The 10495-nt window shown below is 62.5% G+C and carries 13 protein-coding genes and 1 pseudogene; 8 read left to right on the top strand and 6 right to left on the bottom strand.

Annotated elements, in window-relative coordinates; all coding sequences use genetic code 11:
* Nucleotides 1-449 precede the first annotated feature (449 nt).
* Entirely contained in the window at nucleotides 450-1205 is a 756-nt protein-coding gene (locus CQ13_RS30625) for an SDR family oxidoreductase (protein ID WP_057846521.1), read from the bottom strand.
* Nucleotides 1206-1365: 160 nt separating this feature from the next.
* Here CQ13_RS30625 and CQ13_RS30620 point away from each other — a divergent pair, with 160 nt between their 5' ends.
* Nucleotides 1366-3447 (top strand): methyl-accepting chemotaxis protein, encoded by a 2082-nt coding sequence (locus tag CQ13_RS30620; protein ID WP_057846520.1) that lies wholly within the window; start codon nucleotides 1366-1368, stop codon nucleotides 3445-3447.
* Nucleotides 3448-3456: 9 nt separating this feature from the next.
* On the opposite strand, the gene CQ13_RS47300 is transcribed toward CQ13_RS30620, so the two are convergent.
* Entirely contained in the window at nucleotides 3457-3675 is a 219-nt protein-coding gene (locus CQ13_RS47300) for a nitroreductase family protein (RefSeq protein ID WP_430649724.1), read from the bottom strand.
* 165 nt (nucleotides 3676-3840) lie between these two features.
* A pseudogene (locus CQ13_RS46855) lies at nucleotides 3841-3957 on the bottom strand (MBL fold metallo-hydrolase); the annotation flags it as partial.
* A gap of 158 nt (nucleotides 3958-4115) precedes the next feature.
* Between CQ13_RS46855 and CQ13_RS30610 the strand changes: the two are divergent.
* Nucleotides 4116-5090: a glycerophosphodiester phosphodiesterase family protein gene (locus CQ13_RS30610; RefSeq protein WP_057846519.1), complete on the top strand. Its 975-nt coding sequence runs from the start codon at nucleotides 4116-4118 to the stop codon at nucleotides 5088-5090.
* A gap of 100 nt (nucleotides 5091-5190) precedes the next feature.
* Nucleotides 5191-5559, top strand: coding sequence for an avidin/streptavidin family protein (locus CQ13_RS30605; protein ID WP_057846518.1), 369 nt, complete (start codon nucleotides 5191-5193; stop codon nucleotides 5557-5559).
* Nucleotides 5560-5569: 10 nt separating this feature from the next.
* Here the strand turns inward: CQ13_RS30605 and CQ13_RS30600 are convergent, their stop codons facing one another.
* Nucleotides 5570-7192 (bottom strand): ABC-F family ATP-binding cassette domain-containing protein, encoded by a 1623-nt coding sequence (locus tag CQ13_RS30600; protein ID WP_057846517.1) that lies wholly within the window; start codon nucleotides 7190-7192, stop codon nucleotides 5570-5572.
* A 262-nt stretch (nucleotides 7193-7454) separates the two neighbouring features.
* On the opposite strand from CQ13_RS30600, the gene CQ13_RS30595 reads away from it, so the two are divergent.
* The 5 genes from CQ13_RS30595 to CQ13_RS30570 all read left to right on the top strand — a co-directional run bounded on the left by CQ13_RS30595 (nucleotide 7455) and on the right by CQ13_RS30570 (nucleotide 9153).
* Nucleotides 7455-7904 (top strand): DUF2267 domain-containing protein, encoded by a 450-nt coding sequence (locus CQ13_RS30595; RefSeq protein ID WP_057846516.1) that lies wholly within the window; start codon nucleotides 7455-7457, stop codon nucleotides 7902-7904.
* Nucleotides 7905-8001: 97 nt separating this feature from the next.
* The gene (locus CQ13_RS30590; RefSeq protein WP_057846515.1) at nucleotides 8002-8184 is read left to right on the top strand and encodes a hypothetical protein; all 183 of its coding nucleotides are present in this window, start codon (nucleotides 8002-8004) and stop codon (nucleotides 8182-8184) included.
* Nucleotides 8185-8199: 15 nt separating this feature from the next.
* Nucleotides 8200-8424, top strand: coding sequence for a hypothetical protein (locus CQ13_RS30585; RefSeq protein ID WP_057846514.1), 225 nt, complete (start codon nucleotides 8200-8202; stop codon nucleotides 8422-8424).
* Entirely contained in the window at nucleotides 8421-8918 is a 498-nt protein-coding gene (locus tag CQ13_RS45945; RefSeq protein WP_245309412.1) for a hypothetical protein, read from the top strand. Before CQ13_RS30585 ends, CQ13_RS45945 begins: the two co-directional genes overlap by 4 nt.
* Before the next feature lie 10 nt (nucleotides 8919-8928).
* Nucleotides 8929-9153 (top strand): hypothetical protein, encoded by a 225-nt coding sequence (locus CQ13_RS30570; RefSeq protein WP_057846513.1) that lies wholly within the window; start codon nucleotides 8929-8931, stop codon nucleotides 9151-9153.
* 29 nt (nucleotides 9154-9182) lie between these two features.
* On the opposite strand, the gene CQ13_RS30565 is transcribed toward CQ13_RS30570, so the two are convergent.
* Nucleotides 9183-9560, bottom strand: coding sequence for a response regulator transcription factor (locus tag CQ13_RS30565; RefSeq protein WP_057846512.1), 378 nt, complete (start codon nucleotides 9558-9560; stop codon nucleotides 9183-9185).
* A complete protein-coding gene (locus CQ13_RS30560) occupies nucleotides 9557-10444 on the bottom strand; it encodes a S1C family serine protease (RefSeq protein ID WP_057846511.1) in 888 nt (295 codons plus the stop codon). The genes CQ13_RS30565 and CQ13_RS30560 overlap by 4 nt, the downstream gene beginning before the upstream one ends.
* Nucleotides 10445-10495: the final 51 nt, after the last annotated feature.

The following is a 10495-nucleotide window of genomic DNA, read 5'->3' as shown; positions in this document are numbered from 1 at the left end:
CCGTTCGCACATTCTGGCAGATCTTGCGGACACAAGAGCACGAAGTAAGCCGTAAAGCCGCAGGGAAGGCCGGGATGCTCCCGCTGTACCTGTATGCTCGTGTGCGTTTTTCTTTGCGCACTTTGCACACGAGACCGCAGGTGCGGCAAGCACCCGGTCTTCCCTGCGCCCTCCGAACGAGAGGGCGGGAAGTTGAGAGCAAAACTCGGACGCAATGCGCCGCGAGAATACTTCGTCACATTCAGTTGTCATCCTCCGCGAAGGCGGACGGTCCAGTATTCCAGAGACGTCAGTGATAGAACCGATAAGCCGCAGCGTACTGGATCCCGTGTCCGAACAGGTGTCAGCCATGTCTCCGGGCTAAACACTTCGCGGGGGATGACGATCTCACGTAGTTCGTAGACCGGATGAGCGAAGGGACATGCGCGACCACTCAGCTCATGGTCCACTCATGCCGAATGAACTGCCCTGCCCAGCCAATCATCGAAACGCGTCGGCATGATCCGCGCGCCGTTGTCCGGCACCAGCGTGCGCAACGCGAGTGGCGCGCCGAAATACGGCACGTCCACGCCCGCCACGATCTTGCTGGTATCGCCTTGCTTGCGGAGCCAGCGGCCGACGAAATCCGCAAGCGGCGCCGCTTCGGGACCCGCGACCTCGCATATGCCATTGGCAGGCTCGCCGAGCGTCACGTCGGCCAGCGCTTCCGCGACCTCGTCGGACAACAACGGCTGCATCAACTGGCTGGAAACGTGAACCTCGCGGTCCCTGCGCCCGAAATCCGCGATCGCGCCGACGAATTCGAAGAACTGGGTGGCGCGCAGGATCGTGTAGGCCAGCCCGGAATTTTCGATCAGCCGCTCCTGCGCCAGCTTGGCGCGGAAATACCCGCTGCTCTCGAGCCGGTCGGTACCGACGATCGACAGTGCAACGCAGTGCCGCACACCGGCCTGTTTCGCCGCCGCAATCAGGTTGCGTGTTCCGCTCTCAAAGAAGTGCAGCACCGCCTTGTCCTCGAACGAGGGCGAATTCGAGACGTCGACGGCAATGTCGGCGCCCACCAGCGCCGGTTGCAGCCCCTCCCCGGTCACGGCGTTGATCCCCCTGCTCGGGGACGCCTGCAGCACCTCGTGACCGCGCGAGGCGAGCAACGGAGCCAACTTCGAACCGATCAGACCTGTACCGCCGATAATGACGATTTTCATTTCCTCGCTCCTCTGTCGCTAAGGCCGCGGCACCACGCGCCATCGCCAAGACCAACTGGAACGGCCGGTGTGACACGTGCAACCGTAACCCTGGATTAATTTGCACCACCTATACTGGCAGTCCGCACATCCGTTACCAGCGCAAATGGCCTAAAATCCCATGAAAATCGGTACCCTCCTCACCGCTGCCATCGTTTCGCTTTCCGCTGTCGGCGGCGGGCTCGCCGTCTATGTGGCGGTTTCGAAGTACCAGACCATGGACAAGGTCTCGGTCGCGCAGACCCGGCTGGAGGTGGTGCGCGCGGTCGGCGACATCCCGCGCTACATGAATCCCGAGCGCGGCTTTGCCACCAACATCATGTTCGGACCTCCTACCGTGGATCCGAAACTGCTTGCTGAACTCGACAAATATCGCAAGAACACCGATGGGGCGCGCGACAAGATGAACCGGGTCAAGGCGACCCTGGTGGGCGCGATCGACGACAGTGCTGCCGTCGGGAACAGCATCGATGCCCTGAATACCCAGTTCGCCGCGCTGCGCGCAGCCATCGACAAGGCCCTCACCGGTCCGCCGGAAGCCCGCCGCGACGCTGCCAAGAAAATCGTCTCCGACAACTCCGTCTTCAACAAGGCTGTCACGACGCTGCTCGACGAGCAGGTGCGCAAGATCGCGCAGCTCGACGGCACGGCCTACCGGCAGGCAAGCTACGCCAATGTCGCCTGGACGCTACGCGACGTCGGCGGTCTCAACTCCAGCCTGCACAAGAATCTCATCGGTGCCAACCGGGTAGCCACTGAAGCCGAGAAGATGGAGATCAGCCGCTCGCAGGGGCGAAACGATCAGATTCTGATGTCGCTGCAGGAATTGCGCAGCAATCCCTCTACGCCGGCCAATGTGGCCGCGGCGCTCGACAAGATGAACGCGGCCTATGTCGATCGCTTCGGCAAAGAGCTGAAGCTCGTCAAGGATGGCGCCATCAGCGGCAAGTATGAACATGACATGGAAACCTACTACGCGGAGACGCAACTCGGTCTTGCGTCCATCATTACGGTCCGCGACGCGTTCTACGACAACGCCGAGCAGGTGCTCGGCGAGGCCTATTCCTCCGCGCGCTTCAGCTTCCTGATCGCGCTGGCGGGCCTGATCGCGGTTGTCGCCGCCAGCGCCACGCTGATCGTGATGGTGCGCCGCCGCGTCTGCATGCCGATCGTCGACCTCACCACCACCATGTCGCGGCTGGCCAGCGGCGACGTATCCGGTGAAATCGCCGGCGCCGGCCGCGGCGATGAGATCGGCGCGATGGCATCGGCGGTGCGCGTCTTCAAGGACAGCATGATCGAGGCGGAACGTCTTGCCGCCGAGAAGGCCGCCGAGAACGACGGCAAGATGCGCCGCGCCCAGGTGCTCGACGAACTCACCCGCGCGTTCGAAGCCAAGGTCACCGAATTGGTCGGCGGACTTTCGGCCGCCTCGTCCGTCATGGAAGACACCGCGCAGTCGATGTCGTCGACGGCGACCGCCACCAACCGCCAGGCGGCGATCGTTGCCGCCGCTTCCGAGCAGACCTCGGCCAACGTGCAGACGGTTGCCAGCGCCACCGAAGAATTGACCTCCTCGATCTCCGAGATCGGCCGCCAGGTCGCGCAATCGACCGAAATCGCCGCCCGCGCCGTCGATAATGCGCGGCGCACCGGCGAGACCGCCCGCTCGCTCGCCGAGGGCGCGCAAAAGATCGGCGACGTCGTGACGTTGATCCAAAGCATTGCCGCGCAAACCAACCTACTGGCGCTGAACGCGACCATCGAAGCCGCGCGCGCCGGCGATGCCGGCCGTGGCTTTGCGGTCGTCGCTTCCGAAGTCAAATCGCTGGCCGGCCAGACTGCCAAGGCAACCACCGAAATCTCCGAACAGATCGCATCCATTCAGGCGGCGAGCGATCAGACCGTGACGGCGATCCAGAACGTCGCCAACGTGATCGGCGAGATCGACCAGATCGGAACCGCGATTGCCGCCGCGATCGAGGAACAGGGCTCCGCGACCAAGGAAATCTCCCGCAGCGTGCAGGAAGCCGCGCGCGGCACCCAGGAGGTCAATTCCAACATCACCGGCGTCCAGAAGGCCGCCGACGATACCGGCGCCGCCGCCAATCAGGTGCTCGGCGCGGCCGAGCAATTGTCCTCGCAGTCCAAGGATCTCGCCGGACAAGTCAACCGCTTCCTCTCGGAGGTGCGGGCGGCGTAAATTCGCTCGTCAATCGGCAAAGCCGACATAGCGGACGAAATCGCTGTTCGGCTCGCGGTCGGAGCGGACGGCATTTGCGGGAAAGCTGTCGTCGGGATAGCCCATGGCGACGCAGGTCATGATGACCTCGTCCTTGGGGATATTGGCGACCTCGTGCACGATGTACGAGCGCATGATTCCCTGCCCGTTGATGACGCTGCCAAGCCCGCGGTCCCAGGCGGCGAGCACGATGCCGTAGCAGAGCGCGCCGAGATCGAAGTGGCAGACCGCGCCGGGATCGAGAATTTTGTCGTAGGTCAGGACCAGCGAGACCGGCGCGGTCGAATTGCCGGAAGCCGCGCAGCACCCAGTCCTGCCGCATCGGTTTGTCGTAACGCGCAATGCCTCAACGTCAAGATGATGCCTGAATACCGCCTCGTAAGCGGGGAAAAAATCCTGCGGCCGCCGCCATGGCCCCTCGCGCTCGATCACCGCGCCGATGGTGATGTCCCCGATCTTGAGCTGATTCATCCCCGCTTCGCTCCCTTTGTTGAAACACGGTAATGGGCAGCTTCAGCGCCGACAAGCCGGCGCGACGCAACGCCAAGCGTTTCGCGCCTCCCTGCATCCGCTGCCGCAAATAGACCAAAAATCACGCCTAGCGATCCCCCTCCTACACGGGGCAAGCCTTGAACAAGAAACTGAAATATGCGGCGGCGGCGATCGCCGTCTTGGGCGCAGCCATCTACCTCAACAACACCAATCATCTCGCCGCCCATCAGGAGGGCAAGCCCGTCCTGCTCGCGCATCGCGGCATTGCCCAGCGCTTCGACGAGCGCGAGCTGAAGAACGACACCTGCACGGCGGCGCGAATGCTGCCGTCAAGCCATCACTATCTGGAGAACACGATCGAATCGATGCGAGCCAGCCTTGCGGCCGGCGCCGATGTCGTCGAGCTCGACGTTCACCCGACGACCGACGGCGAATTCGCGGTGTTTCACGACTGGACGCTGGATTGCCGCACCGACGGGCGCGGCGTCACGCGCGAACACTCCATGGCCTATTTGAAGAAGCTCGATATCGGCCATGGCTATACAGCCGATGGTGGCAAGACCTTTCCGTTTCGCGGCAAGGGCATCGGCCTGATGCCGACACTCACCGAGGTGCTGGCGACCTTTCCGCGGCAGCGGCTCCTGATCAACGTAAAGGGCCGCGACCCGTCCGAGGGGGAGAAGCTGGCGGCCGTGCTGGACAAGCTCCCCGCCGAACGCCGGGCGCAGATCATGGTGTATGGCGGCGATGAGCCGGTCGAGATCGTGCGCCAGCGCCTTCCGGATGTCCGGACGATCTCGCGCGCGACGATCAAGAGCTGCCTGCTCGGCTACATCGGCTACGGCTGGAGCGGCGTGGTGCCGAAAGCCTGCCATAACGCGATGGTGATGTTGCCGATCAATGTCGCGCCGTGGATGTGGGGCTGGCCGCACCGCTTCCTCAACCGCATGAAGGCGGCCAACAGCGAAGTTTTCGTGCTCGGCCCCTATCGGGGCGGCGAATTCTCGAGCGGGATCGATACGCCGGAGCAGTTCGCGCGGCTGCCAGCAAACTATTCGGGAGGCATCTGGACCAACGAGATCGAGGCCATCGCGCCGCTTGTGGGCAAATAGCGTTCGTGGATTTGCGGAATCGAGAACCCGACCCGCTGCGAAGCGGAACATCCCTCGCTGGCGGTCGTTTTAGCCGGCGTTAGCGGAAGGGGATGTACCGATGACCTGGAAAGGCAAATGGCGAAATCAATACGGCTCCATCGTCGACATTACCGACGACGCCAATCGCAGGATCAGCGGCACCTTCAAGACCGCGCTGAGAGACAGCGGGTTCTACGGACAGGAAATTCCCGTCGGCGGCATCCATCAGGGTGATTGCATCAGCTTTGTCGCCGGTGGTGAAACTGCAGCGGGAGACGCCGCGGTCTCCTACACCGGCCTGCTGCGCGACGGAAAAATGGAAACGATGTGGTTCGTCGTCGTTGACAGCGCGATCCGGGCGCCGACAGAAGGTGCACCCGGCAAGAAGGAAAAGCTGAACTGGTGGCGTTCAATCAGCACCAACGCCGATACATTTGAGCGCATGTGACGGCTCTGCGTCAGCTCCGCAAGCCCGGCGCTTCCTGCCCGGTGCGCGCGACATATTCAGTGTAACCGCCGCCAAATTGGTGGATGCCCTCCGGCGTCAGTTCCAGCACGCGGTTGGAGAGCGCCGCGAGGAAATGCCGGTCGTGGGACACGAACAGCATGGTACCCTCGAACTCGGACAGCGCATTGATAAGCATTTCCTTGGTCGCGAGGTCCAGGTGGTTGGTCGGCTCGTCCAGCACCAGGAAATTCGGCGGGTCGTAGAGCATTTTTGCCATCACCAGCCGCGCCTTCTCGCCGCCCGAGAGCACGCGACACTTCTTCTCGACGTCGTCGCCGGAGAAACCAAAGCAGCCCGCGAGCGCGCGGAGCGAACCTTGTCCCGCCTGCGGAAAGGAATCTTCCAGCCATTCGAACACCGTACGTTCGCCGTCGAGCAGGTCCATGGCGTGCTGGGCAAAGTAGCCCATCTTGACGCTGCCGCCGATCGCCACAGTGCCATCGTCGGGTTCGGCCGAGCCCGCCACCAGCTTCAACAGCGTCGATTTGCCGGCGCCGTTGATGCCCATCACGCACCACCGCTCCTTGCGGCGGATCATGAAATCAAGGCCCTGATAGATGGTGCGGCTGCCATAGCCCTTGTGGACGTTCTTCAGGCTGACGACATCCTCGCCCGAGCGCGGCGCCGGCAGGAATTCGAACGCCACCGTCTGTCGCCGCTTCGGCGGCTCGACGCGCTCGATCTTGTCGAGCTTTTTCACCCGGCTCTGCACTTGAGCTGCGTGAGAGGCGCGCGCCTTGAAGCGCTCGATGAACTTGATCTCCTTCGCCAGCATCGCCTGCTGACGTTCGAATTGCGCCTGCTGCTGCTTTTCGTTCAGCGCGCGCTGCTGCTCGTAGAATTCGTAATTGCCGGAATATGTCGTGAGCGTCCCGCCATCGATCTCGACGACCTTGTTGATGATACGGTTGATGAACTCGCGGTCATGCGAGGTCATCAACAGCGCGCCCTCGTATCCTTTCAGGAACTGCTCGAGCCAGATCAGGCTCTCAAGGTCGAGATGGTTGCTCGGCTCGTCCAGCAGCATCACGTCAGGCCGCATCAGGAGGATGCGTGCCAACGCGACCCGCATCTTCCAGCCGCCGGAAAGCGCGCCGACGTCGCCCTCCATCATCCCCTGGCTGAAGCCCAAGCCCGACAACGCCTCGCGGGCGCGGCCGTCAAGCGCATAGCCGTCGAGCTCTTCGAAGCGGTGCTGCACCTCGCCGTAGCGCGCGATGATATCTTCCATCTCGTCGGCGCGATCCGGATCGGCCATCGCGGCCTCGAGCTCCCTGAGCTCGTTTGCCACGACGCTGACAGGCCCGGCGCCGTCCATCACCTCGGCTACGGCGCTGCGACCCGACATCTCGCCGACGTCCTGGCTGAAATAGCCGATGGTAATCCCCCGATCGAGCGAGACCTGGCCCTCGTCGGGTAGTTCCTGGCCCGAGATCATCCGGAAAAGCGTGGTCTTGCCCGCACCGTTCGGGCCGACGAGGCCGATCTTCTCGCCCTTCTGGAGGGCTGCGGAGGCTTCGATGAAAAGGATCTGGTGGCCGACTTGCTTGCTGACGTTATCGAGACGGATCATTGGGCCCTGAAGGGAGGAAATCGCTGTGGCCGCTGCTTAGGACATCTAGCGTGCTTGTGGAAGCGGTTCCGAAATATCCCCTCCGCAACAAACCGCGCTACCTGACGATGTTCTCGATTGGTGCTGCAACCGCATTCCAGAAGACTTAATCCGGGTGGCCGAATGAACTTGCGTATGGGCAGTAAAACCTTCCGGCGCTGCGAACTGATCTGTACCAGCATCGTTAGCCCGTCATCTTCAATCGAACCGACGGAGAGTTCCCATGAGCGCAACGGGTCTCGAAGTATTCGACAGAACGCTCCAGATCACCAACACGTGGTTGGACGAAGTGATGACTAACCTGCCGCGCGATCGCAAGCTGGCATGGCATATTCTGGGAGCGGTATTGCGAACCATCCGCGACCGAGTTCCGGTCAATCTGGCGGCACATCTCGGCGCGCAGCTTCCACTACTGGTGCGCGGCACCTATTATGACCAATGGCGACCGAGTGAAACGCCGAAGGCGTGGCGATCGGCAGATGAGTTTCTCTCGATCGTCTCGGCAGAACTCAGTTCGCAGAAACCGGTCGATTCCAAAGATGCAGCGCAGGCGGTGTTCCGCGTTCTGAACCATCATGTCGATCCCAATCAGGTCGAGAAGGTGCGCCACGCGCTTCCGGAAGACGTTCAGGCGTTATGGCCCCGTAACAACCGGGTTTCATCGGCGGCCTGATGCGGCATGTGATCGCGGTTCCGAAAGTCCACAAGAACCCTGATGTTCGCTGGGCGTTGTCTTGCAGCACCAAAGCGATCAACAACGGGAGCCAGCAATGACCAGACCTCCGCCCGTGCCGCAGGACAATCAAAGCCACAAGGGTACCGGCGATCCCAAATCCGGCAACGCCCATGAAGTTCGGAAGGGCCGCGGCCACGTTGAAAATCCCCGCGAGCAGGGTCAACCGGGCAATACCGCTCAGAACACGACTCACCAGGGCTATCAGCAGGATCGCTAGTCAGGAGCGAGCACCATGTCGACTTCAACCAAAACGCCTGCGAGCATTCGCCAGGGCGGCCCGGGTGCTTCCCATGAGAACGCCAAGGCGCCGCTTCACGCCCGCAAGCCACCCGCCGACGATCCGCAGCGCCGGCACAGCCAAGTGTCCGGCGGTGGCGGCGAACATGACACCCACCACACTCACGAGCCGGAACGAAAGGGCGGCGGCACCCATCCCGCATCGAAGGACGCGTCATGAGCACCAAGCATGTGAAACTGAACAGACCGACTAACGTCGATCTTGTTCGCAATCCGCTGATCGGGGGCTCGAAGGGAACGACGATGGCAGGGGTGACGCCGGACGAGTTGGAGGAGTTCGGAGGCGCCAATACCCTGGAGGGCGATATCGAGAATGACACCAATGCCCAGGGCGGCATCGACAAGGCAGAGGTTCGCAACCGCCGCCGCGGACCGCCGCAAAACGATCGGGATAGCGGTCCACGGCGAATGCCGCTGCAGGGAAAGAAGACGCACGAGCAGCAAATGCGCATTCTTGAACGGAAGCCCGATGTGCCCGACGCGAGACAGATGGAGGAGATCGCGCAGACCCAGCCCCCTGGCGGCGCCAAAACAGCGAAGCGCGACGCACGTCAATCGGAATTTCCAGTAAGCCGCGGCGGACTCAACCAGGAAAGCCAGCACAACAAGCACAATCGTCCGGGCCAATCCGGCCACAAGCCTCAAAAGCCATAGGGATAGTATCATGACACGTGGAGCACACGGAGACGGCAAGCATCTCGGCCCTGGCGCGAAAGGCAAAGGCGCCGGGACCGGCGCCATGACCGACGTGCAGAGCGATCTGATCGGCGACAACGCGGTGCTTTCCAACCGCGACAAGGCCGAGCATTCGCGCGATCGTGGCCAGGACAGCAAATGGTCCCAAACCGAGCAGCTGAAAGACCACGCCGCAAACAAGGGCCGCGGATAAGGTAATAATTTGCCGGCCGCGCGTGGAGATCACAGGTTGATTACGCCAAGTCGCGCGGCATGTGCCACGGCATCGGTGCGGCCGGTGGCATCGAGTTTGTCAAGCAGCGAAGCTACGTGGAATTTGGCGGTATGCACGGATATTCCGAGCTGGCGCGCAATGGCTTTGTTGGATGCGCCTTCGGCCATCAGGACAAGCACGTCGCGCTCGCGTGGCGTGAGATCGATATCGGACACGTCGACGGCCGTCGGCGCATCGCGTGATATGAGCGCGACCGTTGCTGCCTCTCCGGGCGCTGCCAGACGAAGCCCGGACACGACGCCGAGCAGAGATGCGAGCCGGTCCGCCAGCCCCGGATCGGCGATCTCGATGGCTACCACAATGACCGGTGAAGCCGCTTCGCTCACGGTTCTGGCCTTTCGCCGACCGTGAGCTTGACCTGCACCGGTTGGCTGGCGCGGCGAATCGTAATGTCGATGACCGTCCCGATACTATCCGGCCCAAGCGATCGTATCAGCGAGCGCATGCCGGTCAGCTTCTCGTTGTTCCAGCCGACGATCACGTCGCCTTGCAGGATACCGGCGGCGGCCGAGGGACCTGACTTGTCGACACTCATTACCATCGCTCCGACGCCATCGTCGAGCTTGACCGGCTGCAATCCAACCCCGAGATAGCCGCGCGCAATCCGGCCGTGGGTTTCAAGCCTTCCCGCGATCCGGTCGATCGTCGCGCCGGGAATCACGAGAATGCGTCGGACCCCTTGGACAGCCATGCCGATCGCTTCGCCAGAGGCATTGACGGCAAGTCCCCCTTCGTGATTGCTGCGCAGCCGTACGTCGAGCTCGATCCTGGCATCGATCTCACCGCCACGAAGGCTGCGCCAGCGGCCCCCGATAAGCGAGACTATGCCGAGCGCCGCCGTGGGAACGCCATGCTCAGCGGCGACCAGGACTGTCAGCGAGCCCAGATCCGGAACAACAGGCGAGAACGCGACGGAGGCAGTGTTGCCGGCACCACTCTTGGTATCGAGCCGCAGCAGCGCGATATCGGTGGTGTGATCGCGTCCTGCGATCGTGGCCGACTGCGTCGTTCCGTCGGCAAATTTGACTGAGACTTCGCCTTCGTCGGCCAGCGCTTCATCAGCCGTCACGATCAGGCCGGGTTTCCAGATGAAGCCCGAGGCCCGCGAGCGATGCGAATGCACCGAGACGATCGCGGACTTTGTCCGGGCGACAACATCGGCAAGGGCGGAGGATAACGACGGAAGGATAGCTGCGGTCGGGTCGGGCATGACAGAACTCCTGGATCGGTTGAATCCAATCTGGGAGTTCAGATCGCGTTC

It is taken from the genome of Bradyrhizobium retamae (assembly GCF_001440415.1).
In the GTDB taxonomy this organism is placed as follows: domain Bacteria; phylum Pseudomonadota; class Alphaproteobacteria; order Rhizobiales; family Xanthobacteraceae; genus Bradyrhizobium; species Bradyrhizobium retamae.
Note: the sequence above shows the minus strand (reverse complement) of the source record. Positions and strands in the feature narration are given on the sequence as shown.

Bases quoted from the DNA above. Each gene is read 5' to 3' on its own strand.
- CQ13_RS30620 (WP_057846520.1), top strand. From the start codon at position 1,366: ATGAAAATCGGTACCCTCCTCACCGCTGCCATCGTTTCGCTTTCCGCT.
- CQ13_RS30590 (WP_057846515.1), top strand. From the start codon at position 8,002: ATGACCAGACCTCCGCCCGTGCCGCAGGACAATCAAAGCCACAAGGGT.
- CQ13_RS30595 (WP_057846516.1), top strand. From the start codon at position 7,455: ATGAGCGCAACGGGTCTCGAAGTATTCGACAGAACGCTCCAGATCACC.
- CQ13_RS30625 (WP_057846521.1), bottom strand. From the start codon at position 1,205: ATGAAAATCGTCATTATCGGCGGTACAGGTCTGATCGGTTCGAAGTTG.
- CQ13_RS30585 (WP_057846514.1), top strand. From the start codon at position 8,200: ATGTCGACTTCAACCAAAACGCCTGCGAGCATTCGCCAGGGCGGCCCG.
- CQ13_RS30560 (WP_057846511.1), bottom strand. From the start codon at position 10,444: ATGCCCGACCCGACCGCAGCTATCCTTCCGTCGTTATCCTCCGCCCTT.
- CQ13_RS30600 (WP_057846517.1), bottom strand. From the start codon at position 7,192: ATGATCCGTCTCGATAACGTCAGCAAGCAAGTCGGCCACCAGATCCTT.
- CQ13_RS30605 (WP_057846518.1), top strand. From the start codon at position 5,191: ATGACCTGGAAAGGCAAATGGCGAAATCAATACGGCTCCATCGTCGAC.
- CQ13_RS30570 (WP_057846513.1), top strand. From the start codon at position 8,929: ATGACACGTGGAGCACACGGAGACGGCAAGCATCTCGGCCCTGGCGCG.
- CQ13_RS45945 (WP_245309412.1), top strand. From the start codon at position 8,421: ATGAGCACCAAGCATGTGAAACTGAACAGACCGACTAACGTCGATCTT.